The sequence below is a fragment of the Kribbella sp. NPDC058245 genome (assembly GCF_042882005.1).
GTDB lineage: Bacteria > Actinomycetota > Actinomycetes > Propionibacteriales > Kribbellaceae > Kribbella.
The window spans coordinates 51,608-65,734 of sequence record NZ_JBHVWY010000003.1; the positions used below are offsets into that span (position 1 = coordinate 51,608).

The window sequence follows — 14,127 nt, forward strand, 5'->3', positions numbered from 1 at the left end:
TCGGGGCTCTTCGCTTTTATGTCAGTGCTGGTACGACTTGCGGGGACCGCTGCTGCTGTCCCGACGGGGGCCGCTGCTGTCGCGACGCGGGCCGCTGTTGCCACGGCGCGGGCCGCTGCTGCCGCCGCCGAAGCGACGACCGCCACCACCGCTGCCGCGCTGCGGCTTCGGGGCCGGGAGGCGGACCGGGTAGCCGGACGGCGTCTTGCCGCCGGTCAGCTCGGTGACCAGCTCGTCGCCCGGACGGGCGCGGACCGGCTTGGCCTCGACACCGGCGGTCTCGGCCATCCGGATCATGCCCCGACGCTGGTGCGGCAGGAGCAGGGTGACAACCGCACCCTTGCCACCGGCGCGAGCCGTCCGGCCGGCGCGGTGCAGGTAGTCCTTGTGCTCGGCCGGCGGGTCAGCCTGAACGACCAGGCCGACGTCGTCGACGTGGATACCGCGCGCGGCGACATCCGTTGCCACGAGCACCGGAACCGAACCGTCCTTGAACTGGTCCAGGGTGCGGTTACGCGCGCCCTGGGTCAGGCCGCCGTGCAGCGCCGCGGCCATCACGCCACGGTCGCGCAGCTGGGTGGCGACGCGGTCGGCGCCCAGCTTGGTGCGGACGAAGACGATGGTGCGGCCGTCGCGGCTGGCCAGCTCGGCCGTCAGCGACTGCTTGTGACCCGGCTCGATGACGAGCAGGTGGTGCTCCATCGTGCTGACCGAGGCCTGGCCGGACTCGGTCGAGTGCTGTACCGGGTCCTTCAGGTAGGTCTTGACGATCTTGTCGACGTCGTTGTCCAGCGTCGCCGAGAACAGCAGCCGCTGACCGGTGGCCGGCGTCATGTCCAGCAACGTGGTGACGGCGGGCATGAAGCCCATGTCGCACATGTGGTCGGCCTCGTCGAGGACCGCGACCTCCACCGCACCGAGGTCGGCAGCGCCCTGCTCACACAGGTCGATCAGCCGGCCGGGGGTGGCGATCAGCAGGTCGACGCCGCGGCGCAGCGACTCGATCTGCTTCGGGTAGGGCAGCCCACCCGCGATCAGCTTGAGCGTCACACCCATCACGTGGGCGAGCGGCTCGAGCGCGTCGTGCACCTGCATCGCGAGCTCACGCGTCGGGACCAGGATCATGCCGCGCGGACGACGCGACTCGGTGTGGCCACCGGCCAGCCGCATCAGGGTCGGCAGACCGAAGCCCAGCGTCTTGCCGGAACCGGTCTGGCCGCGGCCGAGCACGTCGCGACCGGCCAGGGCGTCCGGGATGGTCGCTTCCTGGATCGGGAACGGCGCGGTGATGCCGTCGCGGGCCAGCCGCTGGACGAGCCGCGGCGCGAGACCGAGCGCGGCGAACTTGTTGTCCTCGGCAACGGTGCCCAGGTCTTCCGGCACCACTTCCTGGCTGCGGTTGTCCTGGTAGGCGGGGCGTTCACGATTCACGTAGGGCTTGTCCTCACGGCGCTGCTGGAACGAGGGGCGCTCGTCACGCTGCTGGTACGACGGCTTGTCGTCCCGGCGCTGGTACGACGAACGATCGTCGCGCTGCTGGTACTGCGGGCGGTCGCCGCCGCGGGCGCGGTCATCGCGCTGCGGGTAGGACGGCCGGTCATCACGCTTCTGGTACGACGGACGCTCGTCACGCTGCTGGTAAGCAGGCCGGTCGTCACGACGCTGGTACGACGGCTTGTCGTCCCGCTTCTGGTACGACGGACGCTCGTCACGCTGCTGGTACGCAGGCCGGTCGTCACGCTTCTGGTACGACGGACGCTCGTCACGCTGCTGGTACGCAGGCTTGTCATCACGACGCTGGTACGACGGGCGGTCGTCGCGGCGGGGCGCCGTACTCCGGTCGGAGCGGTAGCCCTTGGCCGGCGGACGGCTGTCGCCACGGCCGGCGCCATCGCGCTGCCCACGGTCGGAGTACTGCGAAGGTCCGCCACGACGCTCGGGGCGGTCGTCACGTGCTACCGGCGCGGTCGAAGGGGTGTCACCCATCCGCTCGCCGAACGACTGGTTCTGGAATTTCTTGTGCCGCGGCTTCTTCGAACCCGCGTCGTCAGGGTGGTGCTGAGTCACAATCTCTCTCTCGAAAATCGCGGACGACACCCCGAGTGGCCCGCACGCAGTGCCGGGCAGCATTTTGCTGACCGGACTGAACGAACAGGCAGGAGATAGGCATCGACCTGCGGGTGCTATCGCGTTGCACCCTCGGCGCCGGACATTTCAGCGGGTGCTGAAACCGACGGGTCGGAGCGCCTGGAAAGTACTCTGGTGACGCGACTCGCGCACCGACACCTGACAAGTGTACAGGAAACGGGCCCTACCCCTGACCATGAGACCGATCACCAGACCAGTAACGCAACTGGGCTCTCGTGAACGCCACCCTCCGCACGGCAGGTCACGGGGCCCCCCGTAACAGGACCGTACTTCAAGCGAGCTTGAGTTCTTGGAGTGCGGTTCTAGGGTGGCGGTATGGCGGAGGAGAACGTCCCGAGCAAGGACCACTGGCTGTCCATCGGGGAGATTGCTCATCGGTCCGGGGTAGCGGCATCGGCGTTGCGGTTCTACGAGGACCAGGGCCTGATCGACTCCCGGCGGACGGCGGGCAACCAGCGGCAGTACCAGCGCAGCACGCTGCGGCGGATCGCGTTCGTGCAGGCGGCCCAGCGGGTCGGCCTGGCGTTGGCCGAGATCCGCGAGGCTCTCGACTCGCTCCCCGACGACCGCACCCCGACCCGGTCGGACTGGAGCCGGCTGTCGAAGGGCTGGCGCAGCCGGCTCGACGAGCGGATCACCGAGCTCGAGCGGCTCCGCGACGACCTGGACGGCTGCATCGGCTGCGGCTGCCTCAGCCTCCAGCGCTGCAACCTCTACAACAAGTCCGACCGCCTCGCCGAGCGCGGTCCGGGCGCCCGCATCCTCAACGTAGGTATCCCCGGCGAATAGGCGGCCGGTTCAGGCGCGGCCGGATGAACAGGTAGTACGTCGGCGGCGCCGCCACGATCAATCCAGCCACCCCCATCTTCCAGCCGTAGAACCAAGGATGCTGCGGCCGCTGGTCCAGCGGAATCGTGGCCACCACCGAGTCGACGTACTGCTGAATCACCGCTCTGTCGGAGGTGTCTATCCCGTCGGCTCCCAGTTGTTCGGCCGACTTCACCAGGTGGTCGTCCTGCTCCTCGGTGAACCCCGGCAGCTTCTGGTGACTCCCGCCGTACCCGCAGGTGAGCGGTGCGCCGGAGTCGACACTGAAGGCGACCTTGTTGTTGCCACACTGGTCCCCAGGATGCTTGAACCCGACCTTGTACGTGTAACTGTCGGCGTACTGGCTGACGAACCCCCAGAACGCGAGCGTGATGCCGCCACCGAACCAGGCCATCACCGCGAGGATGCCGATGAGAAACAGCAGGAACTTCCCCAGCCACCGCATGGAGGCAGCCTATGACGGGCGGCCGGGACCAGTCCCGGCCATAGGCGCGGGGTTATGGACGGCATACGACCGGGAGCGGGTTTCGCGGGTTAACCCCCGAGTATTTCCCGAACAGGTGCGGAAAAAGAGCGGGCGGGGCAGGCTCCGGTCTGTAGCGATCCGTAGCCCACTGGTCGCTTTCCGCCACTGATCCGGAGTGAGGCCCTCCCATGTCGCATCGCCGTATCCTGTCCGCTCTCGCAGGACTCGCCGCCGCCGCACTCGCCGTACCGGCCCTTGCCGCCGCAGCCCCCGCCGCCGCCCCCGTGAACGTGTCGACCGAGGCCTCGCGGGCCGCCTACATCGGTTCGCCGCAGGACGAGGCAGCCACCAAGGCGTTCTACGACGCGGTCATGAAGTCCGTGCGCGCCAAGCAGGCCAAGGCCAAGGCGGCCGGCCAGAAGCTCGACGCCGTCACCGTCACCTACGCCGTCGATGCCCCGACCTTCGCCGGCCAGATCAGCTCCAGCACCCAGATCTGGAACTCGTCGGTGAGCAACGTCCAGCTCGTCGAGGGCAGCAACTACGACTTCTACTACACCGAGGGCAACGACTCCCGCGGTTCGTACGCCTCCACCGACGGCCACGGCAGCGGCTACGTCTTCATCGACTACGCCCAGGCCCAGCAGTACGACAAGACCAGGATCGTCGCCCACGAGACCGGCCACGTCCTCGGCCTCCCGGACCACTACTCCGGCCCCTGCTCCGAACTGATGTCCGGCGGTGGCCCCGGCCCGTCCTGCACCAACCCCAACCCGGACGCCAACGAGCGCTCCCAGGTCAACTCCCTGTGGGCCAACGGCAAGGCGGACACCACCGCCTTCCACATCGCCCGCTGACCCACTCCCATCTCTCCGGCTCGACCTTCCCGGCAGGGGCAAGGTCGAGCCGGAGTGTCTTTTGTTGCACGAAGTGGCAACGGGCCCCACCCAGCCACGTCAGCGCCGTACGCTGACGAAATGCGGAGATGGGTGGGGATCTTTCTCGCGGTGAGCCTGGGGGTAGGGGCGCTGACGGGTTGTGGTGTGCCGGCCGGTGGGGTGTTCGGAATGCTGGCCGACGGGACTGCCGTCGTACAGATGTGTGAGGGGCAGATCGACGGGGCCACCCTGTATCTGCCGGACCCGCACGTCTCTGAGGGCGAGGAGCCGCACGACGAGACCATCGGCAAGTGGATCGCGGATCCGGCTGTCTCCGGGTTCTCGCAGTTCAGCCTGGCGAAAGGCGGGAACGGCTGGACGCCGAACGGTCGGCTGAAGCCACGCGATCCGAAGAAGCGCTACTCGATCTACGGCTGGTCCTACGACAACAAGTGGTCGGCGGCCGGTATCGACTTCAGCCTGGAGGAGCTGGCGAAGCTGAAGCCCGGCGAGTTGGTCAGCCTGCCGACCGACATCCCGGAGGAAGACGTCGACGTGCCGAACCGGGTCTGGACGTTGACGGACTTCAAAGCCAACGCCTGCAAGGCGTACGGCTACTAGCGCGCCGGTCCGGTCGTGTTGCGGACGACCAGCTCGGGGCGGAACAGGAACTCCGTTTTGGGAGTCGCGTGACCTCGAACCTCTTCGAGCAGCGACTGTACGGCGGCCAGTGCCATCGACTGGACCGGCTGGCGAATCGTGGTCATCGGCGGATCGGTGAACTCCATCATCGGAGCGTCGTCGTAGCCGACCACCGACAGATCGGCCGGGACCGTGAGACCGCGTTGACGGGCCGCGCGGATGACGCCGAGCGCCATCATGTCGGAGCCGCAGACGATGGCGCTGGCGCCGGCATCCAGGAGCGGTTGGGCGGCAGCCTGGCCGCCTTCGACGCCGAACATGCTCAACGAGACGAACGGGTCCAGGTCCTCGTCGGTGACGCCGAGCTGGGCCTTCATGGACGTGCGGTAGCCGGCGAGTTTGCGCTGGACGACGATGAACCGCTCCGGACCGGAGGCGAAGCCGATCCGACGGTGGCCGAGGGCAACCAAATGCGAGACGGCGAGCTCCATCGCGGCGTTGTCGTCCGAGGAGACGAAAGGCGCCTGGACCTCCGGCAGCCAGCCGTTCACGAACACCACCGGTAGGTGTCGCTCGACCAGCGACTGATAGCGCTCGTGGTCCGCGCCGGTGTCCGCATGGAGACCCGACACGAAGATGATCCCGGAGACACCGCGCTCGAGCAGCATCTCGACGTACTCCTCCTCCGTTGCGCCGGAGGGAGACTGCGTGCACAGGACCGGTGTGAAGCCGCGCTGCGACAGCGCCGACTCGATCACCTGGGCGAACGCCGGGAAGATCGGGTTGATCAGCTCCGGCATGACAAGTCCGATCAGGCCCGCCGACCGGCGCCGCAACCGGGTCGGACGCTCGAAGCCCAGCACGTCGAGTGCCGTCAGTACCGACTGTTTCGTGTCCTCCGCAACCCCCGGCTTGCCGTTCAGTACCCGAGAGACCGTCGCCTCACTGACCCCCGCCTTGGCCGCGATATCCGCCAGCCTTGCTCTCGTGCTCATTCCTCCGCCTCGCTTCGCTCAGCTCCGGATCGAGCAAAGACGCTGTGTTGTCTGGTTCGCTCGCTCCGCTCGCTCACGCGGGCACGATACAGACCGTCTCCTGACATTGCAGCAAGAAGTTGCAAGAAATTGCAGGCTGAGACTGCGCGGGAGTGTCCGGTTGGTGAACAGAATGGACACGTCACACCCCGCATCCCTTGTCAGGAGGAGCCAGCCGGGCGAGGATGAGCGCACCCCCGCCCGGGGGCCTTTACTCGGATCGTCCGGCACGTTCCTGCCGGTGAAGGGATGTACCCAGTCATGGCTACTGTGTCTTTCAAGGCCGCCACCCGGATCTACCCCGGTGGTGACACCCCCGCCGTCGACAAGCTCAACCTCGAGATCGAGGACGGCGAGTTCATGGTTCTCGTCGGCCCGTCCGGATGTGGCAAGTCCACCTCCCTGCGGATGCTGGCCGGCCTCGAAGAGGTCAACGAGGGCTCGATCTACATCGGCGACCGCGACGTCACGCACCGGCCGCCGAAAGAGCGCGACATCGCGATGGTGTTCCAGAACTACGCCCTGTACCCGCACATGTCGGTCGCGGACAACATGGGCTTCGCGCTGAAGATGCAGGGTGTCTCCAAGGAGGACCGCGCCAAGCGCGTCCTGGAGGCCGCCAAGCTGCTGGGCCTCGAGGAGTACCTGGACCGCAAGCCGAAGGCCCTGTCCGGTGGTCAGCGTCAGCGCGTCGCCATGGGCCGCGCCATCGTGCGTAACCCGCAGGTCTTCCTGATGGACGAGCCGCTGTCGAACCTCGACGCCAAGCTCCGCGTCCAGACCCGCACCCAGATCGCCGAACTGCAGCAGCGCCTCGGGGTCACGACCGTGTACGTCACACACGACCAGGTCGAGGCCATGACGATGGGCGACCGCGTCGCCGTACTGAAGGACGGCCTGCTCCAGCAGGTCGACACCCCGCTGAACCTGTACGACAACCCGAAGAACCTGTTCGTGGCCGGCTTCATCGGCTCCCCCGCGATGAACCTGCTCAAGGGCGACCTGGTCGAGGGTGGCGTCAAGCTGGGCGACTACACGATCCCGGTCGCGCGCGACATCCTGGCCAAGGCCGGTAGCGACAAGACCGTCTCGATCGGCGTCCGTCCGGAGGCCTTCAAGGTCTCCGACAACGGCCTGCCGGTGAAGGTCGCCGTCATCGAGGAGCTCGGCGCCGACGCCTTCCTCTACGGCACCGCCGAGCACGACGGCAACCACCAGCAGATCGTCGCCAAGATCGGCGCCCGGATGAACGTCGAGAAGGGCTCCCTGATCCACCTCGAAGCCCAGACCGACAAGCTGCACCTCTTCTCCTCCTCCACCGAAGAGCGCCTCACCGCCTGACCCACCAGCCCTACCGAAAGGCCCCGGAGCTTCCGCTCCGGGGCCTTTTGCCTGCAACGGTTCGCTACGGGCTGCGGCCGGGGTCGTCCGGCGGTGGCTGGTCGCCGCTGCGGCCGTCCTATGGGTGAGTTTTTCGGGTCCAGACGCCGAAAAACTCACCCAGAGCGAGCAGACCGACCGCGGATCTGGTGGGTTACCCCATGAGATTGTGGGTTCTGGACCCACATGCGGGTGCAGAACCCACAACCTGATGGGTGAACCCATCAGATGCGGACGCATCGGAGCGCTCCGGAGGTGGCGATCCGGAGTGTGCGGGTGGGGCTGTTAGTTGACGTCTCGGCGTTGGAAGACCAGGGCGCCGATGGTGATGAAGACGAGGGTGAGGATGCCTAGGTACCAGGCACCGTGTTCGAAGGTGAGGGTCTTCTCCAGTTGGTCGCAGATGTAGTTGCCGTCGGACTGCGTGGTGCATTTGTTGACGTTGTAGGTGGTGTCGTGGAGGACGAAGGCGTCGAAGTTCTTGCCGAGCAGCCATGGTTGGGCGCTTTGGAGGAAGCTGCCGAAGACGCCTTCTACCAGGACGATGTAGCCCATGACGAGACCGATCGCGGCGGCGGTGTGGCGGAGGACCAGGCCTACGATCGCGCCGAGTACTGCGCCCATTGCGGTGGTGACGACGACGCGGACCGCCGTACCGATGATGTGGCTCCAATCGGTGCCTGCGGTTGAGCCGAGTTGGGCGGCGACCACGTAGGTGCCGAGGGTTACCGCGGCGGTGATCACCACGCCGAGTGGGACGAACCAGAGGCCGGCGGCGGCGATCTTGCTGCCGTACACGCGCATCCGGCGTGGTTCGAAGGTCAGCCAGTTGCCGATGGCACCTGAACTGAACTCGGCCGCGACGAAGCTGGCACCGATCAGGAACGCGGCGAAGAGCAGGAAGTACGACGAGCCCTGCAACAGGTTCGGGATGAGTTGGGCGAAGACCGCCTGTGGTTTGCCGAACTCGGAGGCCTTGGGCTCGGGGTAGCCGCAGACCTCGTTGACGTTCGCGCCGGGGTTGGCGTTCGGGTCCCAGCTCTCGCGGCAGTCGGCCTCGTTCTGGACGTGGTGCGCGACCCAGTCCTTGTGCGCACTCTCGAACTGCAGTTGGGACTGCTGCTGCTCGACCGCCGAGAGCGGCCGGGCCTCGCGCCAGCTGACGAACAGCAGGAAGGCCGTGATCAGTACGACGCCGGCCACGCCGATCAACGTGATCCGGCGCGCCGTCAGCCGGCGTAGTTCCACTCCGGTCAGGCGGATCACGCCAGCCCCTCCCCTGCGGTCAGCTCCAGGAACACCGACTCCAGGTCGGCCCGGATCGGGACCAGTTCGTTCACGTACAACTGCGCGTCGGCCAGCCGCTTGGTCAGCTCCGCGGGATGTTCGACCCCGTCCACGAGCAGATAGTTGCCATCGGCCCGTACGGCGAGTCCGGCCGCGGTCAGCACCCGGGATGCTTTCTCAAGATCAGTCACACCGACCTTCACCGTGGTCGTCGTACCGCCACCGATCACTTCGGCGACCGTGCCGGAGGCGAGCAGTCGGCCGTGGCCGATGATCGAGACGGTGTCCGCGACCTGCTCGACCTCGGCCAGGATGTGGCTGCTGACCAGGACCGTCTTGCCTTGGTCACCGAGCCCGCGCATGGTCTCGCGGATCTCCCGGATACCGGCCGGGTCGAGGCCGTTGGTCGGCTCGTCGAAGATCAGCAGGTCGGGATCCTTGAGCAGGGTGGCGGCGATCGCGAGCCGCTGCTTCATGCCGAGCGAGTAGCCCTTGAAGCGGTCCTTGCCACGCTCGGCCAGCGACGTCTGCTCGAGCACCTCGGCGACCCGCTGCTTCGGGGCCCCGATCGCCGCGGCGAGCAGCTCGAGGTTCTTGCGGCCGGTGAACGCCGGGAAGAACTTCGGCGACTCGACGATCGCACCAACCCGCCCGACCACCTCGGGAAGTCTCGCTGGTACCGGCCGGTCGAAGACCGTCATGGTGCCGGCGTCGGCGCGGATCAGCCCCAGCAGCATCCGGATCGAGGTGGTCTTCCCCGAACCGTTGGGACCGAGGAAGCCGTGCACACCTCCGACCGGAACATCCAGGTCGAGTCCCTGCACCGCAACCACGGTCCGGCCGCGCCGGGTCCGGTACGTCTTGCGCAGACCGCGCGTACTGATCGCCAGGTCAGGCATGCCACCCCTCTCACGTCGTCCCCTGGGCCAGGGGACGAACATCCTTGCAGAGAGAGACTCCGCCCACGGGTGTTTGGTTGATTCCTCGCCGTGGTTGCCGGTTTGATGCAGGATTGAACGGATACAGTCGACGCCTCGAGGAGCCCCGTGAACCCCCGACCTCCACTGCCGCCGTTCACCGCGGAGACCGCCGTACAGAAGGTCCGTGCCGCGGAGAACGCCTGGAACAACCAGAATCCCGAGGCGGTCTCGCTCGCCTACACGCCGGATACGTACTGGCGGAACCGGGACACGTTCGTGAACGGCCGCGAGGAGGTCGTTGCCTTCCTCACCCAGAAATGGGCGCGCGAACTGGACTACCGGCTGATCAAGGAACTGTGGGCGTTCACCGGCGACCGGATCGCGGTCCGGTTCGTCTACGAGTGCCGCGATGCCGACGGACAGTGGTACCGCTCGCACGGCAACGAGAACTGGGAGTTCGACGAGAACGGGCTGATGCGGGTCCGCCGGGCCAGCATCAACGACCAGCGGATCGAGGAGTCCGAGCGGCTGTTCCACTGGGACGCCCCCGGACCGCGTCCGGACGATCACCCGGGGCTGACCGACCTCGGCCTCTGACCCAACGTCCGAAGACCCGCCGTACCTGGTCGGCGTGTTTTCGGACGTTAGCGGTAGGGATACCCCCTCTAGGTATTGATGCGGACTTGCATTGGATACCGGGAGGGGGTACTTTTTTGCCTGTCGACATACCCCATAGGGGTAGCAGTTCGTGAGAGAGGGCCACCGCCATGACCGAAGAGCACACCGCCGACGGACACGTTCACGGGTACACCTCGGAGAAGTCCAGCCACCTGAAGCGGCTGCGCCGGATCGAGGGCCAGATCCGCGGTCTGCAGCGGATGGTCGAGGAGGACAAGTACTGCATCGACATCCTGACCCAGGTGTCAGCGGCTACCAAGGCGCTGCAGTCGTTCTCGCTCGAACTGCTTGACGAGCACCTGTCCCACTGCGTGGTCGAGGCCGCGCAGAAGGGTGGCGCGGAGGCCGAGGAGAAGGTCCGCGAGGCCTCCGACGCGATCGCCCGCCTGGTTCGTAGCTAACACATCTCTGTTTCGAGGAGCCACATATGACCACCACGACCTACTCCGTCAACGGCATGACCTGCGGGCACTGCACGTCGGCCGTCACCGAGGAGCTCACCAAACTGGACGGCGTCACCGAGGTGACCATCGACCTGAACGCCGGCGGCACCTCCGCCGTGCACGTGACCAGCGAGACCGCTCTCGACGAGACCGCCGTACGCGAGGCTGTCGACGAGGCGGGCTACGAACTGGCCGCGTCGTGACCCGGGCCGTCGCGCTCCGGCTCGGCGTGTTCGCCGGTGCGCTGGCGCTCGCCTTCGGGGCGGCGTTCGCGATCGGCTCCGCCGTCGACCCGGTCGCGGCGGCCGATCCGGCCCCCCAGCCCGACGGTATGGCGGACATGGGCGGCATGGGTGCACACAGCGCGGCCGGTGGACAACTGCCCGGGCTCGCGGTCTCCGATGCCGGCTACACGTTCGCACCCGCGACAACGTTCTTCACCGCCGGCGCCAAGACTGTGCTGCGGTTCCAGATCAAGGGTCCGGACGGGAAGCCGGTCACCGGCTACACCCCGACCCACGAGAAGGAACTGCACCTGATCGTCGTACGGCGGGATCTGTCCGGCTTCCATCACGTGCACCCGACGCGGGACGCCACTGGCACGTGGTCGATTCCGTTCACGTTCACCGCCGGTGGGACATGGCGCCTGTACGCCGACTTCCAGCCGGCCGGCCTCGACCGCAACCTGACACTGGGGACTGACGTCAACGTGTCCGGGCTGTATGTCCCGGTCCCGCTGAACGAGCCGGCCAGCAGCTACAGCGTGCACGCCTACGACGTGACGCTGGCCGGGAATCCCGTTGCAGGGAAGGAATCCGAGCTCACGTTCAAGGTCAGCAGTGGCGGCAAGCCCGTCACCGACCTGCAGCCGTATCTCGGGGCGTTCGGGCACCTGGTGTCGTTGCGCAGCGGCGATCTCGCCTACCTGCACAACCATCCGGCTCAGCACGCCGAGGTGGGGATGAAGGGCGGGCCGGAGATCAAGTTCGCGACCACCTTCCCGACGAACGGGACGTACCGGCTGTTCCTGGACTTCCAGCACGCGGGTGCGGTTCACACGGCCGAATTCACCGTGGAGGTCGGCAGCGACGGAACGCAGATCGTGCCGACCGCACCTCCGGTCGAAGAGACCCCGCATAGCCACGGAGAGGAGACGCAACACTCATGAGCGAATCCGTTGAACTTGTCATCGGCGGCATGACCTGCGCCTCCTGTGCGATGCGGGTCGAGAAGAAGCTGAACCGGATGGACGGCGTGACCGCGACGGTCAACTACGCCACCGAGAAGGCCAAGGTGACGTACGACGACGGTGTCACGACCGATGATCTGGTCGCCACCGTGGAGAAGACCGGGTACACCGCTGCCCTTCCCACTCCGACTGTTGCTTCGGGCAACGAGATCGAGGTGGACGAGCTGCGGCCACTGCGCGAGCGATTGATCGTAAGCGCCGTACTGGCTGCGCCGGTGATTGCCTTCGGCATGATTCCGGCCCTGCAGTTCAACTTCTGGCAGTGGGCGTCGTTGACACTCGCGTTCCCGGTCGTGACATGGGCGGCTTGGCCGTTCCACAAGGCGGCCTGGACGAATCTGCGGCACGCGGCCGCAACGATGGACACGCTGATCTCGGTCGGCGTGCTGAGCGCCTTCGGCTGGTCGCTGTACGCCCTGTTCCTCGGCTCGGCCGGTGCGCCGGGGATGAAGATGCCGTTCACGCTCATCCCGTCGCGGGGTGGTGGCGCCGAGGAGATCTACCTCGAGGTCGCGGCCGGTGTCACGACGTTCATCCTGGCCGGCCGGTACTTCGAGGCGCGGGCCAAGCGGCGGTCTGGCGCTGCCCTGCGTGCACTGCTTGAGCTGGGCGCGAAAGACGTTGCTGTACTGCGGAATGGGGTCGAGACCCGGATCCCGGCCGAGCAGCTGATGGTTGGCGACGAGTTCGTCGTCCGGCCGGGCGAGAAGATCGCCACCGACGGCGTGGTCGTGACCGGGAGCAGCGCGGTCGACGCGTCGATGCTGACGGGTGAATCGGTGCCGGTCGAGGTCGGTGCGGGTGATGCTGTTGTCGGCGCCACCGTGAATGCGGGCGGGCGGCTCGCGGTCCGGGCGACGCGGGTCGGCGGAGATACCCAGCTGGCGCAGATGGCGCGGCTGGTCGAGGACGCTCAGAACGGTAAGGCCGCCGTACAGAGGCTTGCGGATCAGGTGTCCGGGGTATTCGTCCCGGTCGTGATCGGGTTGGCCCTTGCCACGTTGGGCTTCTGGCTCGGCAACGGTTCGCCGGTCGAGGTCGCGTTCACGGCGGCGGTCGCCGTGCTGATCATTGCCTGCCCGTGCGCGCTCGGGCTGGCCACGCCGACCGCCTTGCTGGTCGGTACTGGGCGCGGCGCTCAGCTCGGCATCCTGATCAAGGGTCCCGAGGTGCTCGAATCCACGCGTCGCGTCGACACAGTGGTCCTCGACAAGACCGGCACCGTGACCACGGGCCGGATGGAACTGGTCGACGTACTGCTGGCTCCTGGTCAGGATCGCGGTGAGGTACTGCGGCTGGCCGGAGCGCTGGAGCACTCGAGTGAGCACCCGATCGCACAGGCCGTCGCCCGCGCCGCTTCGGCCGCGGGCAAACTGCCCGAGGTCGAGGACTTCGGCAACGTCGAAGGCCTAGGCGTCCAAGGCATCGTCGACGGTCACGCGGTCCTGGTCGGCCGCACCCAGCTCCTGGAGGAGTGGAGCCAGCACCTCCCCGAAGACCTGGCCCATGCCAAAGAACACGCCGAAGCCGAAGGCAGTACGGCGGTCGCCGTCGGCTGGGACGGCAAAGCCCGAGCCGTCCTCGTGGTCGCCGACACCGTCAAGCCGACCTCAGTGCAAGCCATCAAGGACCTGAAGGCACTGGGCCTTCGCCCGGTCCTGCTGACCGGCGACAACGAAGCTGTTGCACAGAAGGTCGCGGCGGAGGTTGGGATCACCGAGGTCATCGCCGAGGTCCTTCCCGCCGGCAAGGTCGACGCCATCAAGCAACTGCAAGGCGAAGGGCGCGTCGTCGCCATGGTCGGTGACGGCGTGAACGACGCAGCTGCGCTGGCCCAAGCAGACCTAGGGCTCAGCATGGGGACGGGCACAGACGTGGCGATCGAGGCCAGTGATCTCACGTTGGTCCGTGGTGATCTGCGGGCGGCAGCGGACGCGATCCGACTGTCCCGCAGCACCCTCCGAACCATCCGAGGCAACCTCTTCTGGGCCTTCGCCTACAACGTGGCGGCCCTGCCGCTAGCCGCCGCCGGCCTCCTCAACCCCATGCTCGCCGGCGCCGCCATGGCCCTCAGCTCCGTCTTCGTCGTCTCCAACAGCCTCCGCCTCCGCCGCTTCCGCGCCCTCAGCTGATCCCCATTTGGTGGGCTGACCCATCCGCTTGTGGGAGGGCCA

The 14,127-nt window shown here is 67.2% G+C and carries 14 protein-coding genes; 9 read left to right on the forward strand and 5 right to left on the reverse strand.

The features are described from left to right. Positions 1–21 precede the first annotated feature (21 nt). Entirely contained in the window at positions 22–2,067 is a 2,046-nt protein-coding gene (locus ACFVWG_RS06790) for a DEAD/DEAH box helicase (protein ID WP_391542190.1), read from the reverse strand. Between the two features lie 396 nt (positions 2,068–2,463). Between ACFVWG_RS06790 and soxR the strand changes: the two genes are divergently transcribed. Continuing rightward, a complete protein-coding gene (gene soxR, locus ACFVWG_RS06795; RefSeq protein ID WP_391542191.1) occupies positions 2,464–2,937 on the forward strand; it encodes a redox-sensitive transcriptional activator SoxR in 474 nt (157 codons plus the stop codon). On the opposite strand, the gene ACFVWG_RS06800 is transcribed toward soxR, so the two are convergent. Next, entirely contained in the window at positions 2,912–3,421 is a 510-nt protein-coding gene (locus ACFVWG_RS06800; protein ID WP_391542192.1) for a hypothetical protein, read from the reverse strand. The genes soxR and ACFVWG_RS06800 overlap by 26 nt on opposite strands. 209 nt (positions 3,422–3,630) lie before the next feature. Between ACFVWG_RS06800 and snpA the strand changes: the two genes are divergently transcribed. Further along, complete coding sequence (snpA, locus tag ACFVWG_RS06805; protein WP_391542193.1) at positions 3,631–4,299, forward strand: snapalysin; 669 nt, start codon at positions 3,631–3,633, stop codon at positions 4,297–4,299. A 120-nt stretch (positions 4,300–4,419) separates the two neighbouring features. Then, the gene (locus ACFVWG_RS06810; protein WP_391542194.1) at positions 4,420–4,941 is read left to right on the forward strand and encodes a hypothetical protein; all 522 of its coding nucleotides are present in this window, start codon (positions 4,420–4,422) and stop codon (positions 4,939–4,941) included. Here ACFVWG_RS06810 and ACFVWG_RS06815 read toward each other — a convergent pair. Next, positions 4,938–5,957, reverse strand: a complete 1,020-nt coding sequence (locus ACFVWG_RS06815; protein ID WP_391542195.1) for a LacI family DNA-binding transcriptional regulator — start codon at positions 5,955–5,957, stop codon at positions 4,938–4,940. The genes ACFVWG_RS06810 and ACFVWG_RS06815 overlap by 4 nt on opposite strands. Positions 5,958–6,257: 300 nt before the next feature. Here ACFVWG_RS06815 and ACFVWG_RS06820 point away from each other — a divergent pair, with 300 nt between their 5' ends. Beyond that, on the forward strand, positions 6,258–7,337 hold the full coding sequence (locus tag ACFVWG_RS06820; protein WP_391542196.1) for an ABC transporter ATP-binding protein: 1,080 nt from the start codon (positions 6,258–6,260) through the stop codon (positions 7,335–7,337). A gap of 324 nt (positions 7,338–7,661) precedes the next feature. Here ACFVWG_RS06820 and ACFVWG_RS06825 read toward each other — a convergent pair whose 3' ends face one another. Next, on the reverse strand, positions 7,662–8,642 hold the full coding sequence (locus tag ACFVWG_RS06825) for an ABC transporter permease subunit (protein ID WP_391542197.1): 981 nt from the start codon (positions 8,640–8,642) through the stop codon (positions 7,662–7,664). Next, the gene (locus tag ACFVWG_RS06830) at positions 8,639–9,562 is read right to left on the reverse strand and encodes an ABC transporter ATP-binding protein (protein WP_391542198.1); all 924 of its coding nucleotides are present in this window, start codon (positions 9,560–9,562) and stop codon (positions 8,639–8,641) included. The genes ACFVWG_RS06825 and ACFVWG_RS06830 overlap by 4 nt, the downstream gene beginning before the upstream one ends. Before the next feature lie 147 nt (positions 9,563–9,709). Between ACFVWG_RS06830 and ACFVWG_RS06835 the strand changes: the two genes are divergently transcribed. The 5 genes from ACFVWG_RS06835 (at position 9,710) to ACFVWG_RS06855 (ending at position 14,085) form a co-directional block, all read left to right on the forward strand. After that, complete coding sequence (locus ACFVWG_RS06835; protein ID WP_391542199.1) at positions 9,710–10,180, forward strand: DUF1348 family protein; 471 nt, start codon at positions 9,710–9,712, stop codon at positions 10,178–10,180. Positions 10,181–10,350: 170 nt separating this feature from the next. Next, positions 10,351–10,662: a metal-sensitive transcriptional regulator gene (locus tag ACFVWG_RS06840; protein WP_391542200.1), complete on the forward strand. Its 312-nt coding sequence runs from the start codon at positions 10,351–10,353 to the stop codon at positions 10,660–10,662. Between the two features lie 26 nt (positions 10,663–10,688). Beyond that, a complete protein-coding gene (locus tag ACFVWG_RS06845) occupies positions 10,689–10,907 on the forward strand; it encodes a heavy-metal-associated domain-containing protein (protein ID WP_391542201.1) in 219 nt (72 codons plus the stop codon). Beyond that, positions 10,904–11,872: a hypothetical protein gene (locus tag ACFVWG_RS06850; protein ID WP_391542202.1), complete on the forward strand. Its 969-nt coding sequence runs from the start codon at positions 10,904–10,906 to the stop codon at positions 11,870–11,872. The genes ACFVWG_RS06845 and ACFVWG_RS06850 overlap by 4 nt, the downstream gene beginning before the upstream one ends. Then, positions 11,869–14,085 carry a heavy metal translocating P-type ATPase gene (locus ACFVWG_RS06855; protein ID WP_391542203.1) on the forward strand — a complete coding sequence of 739 codons (2,217 nt, stop codon included), beginning with the start codon at positions 11,869–11,871 and terminating at the stop codon, positions 14,083–14,085. The genes ACFVWG_RS06850 and ACFVWG_RS06855 overlap by 4 nt, the downstream gene beginning before the upstream one ends. Positions 14,086–14,127: the final 42 nt, after the last annotated feature.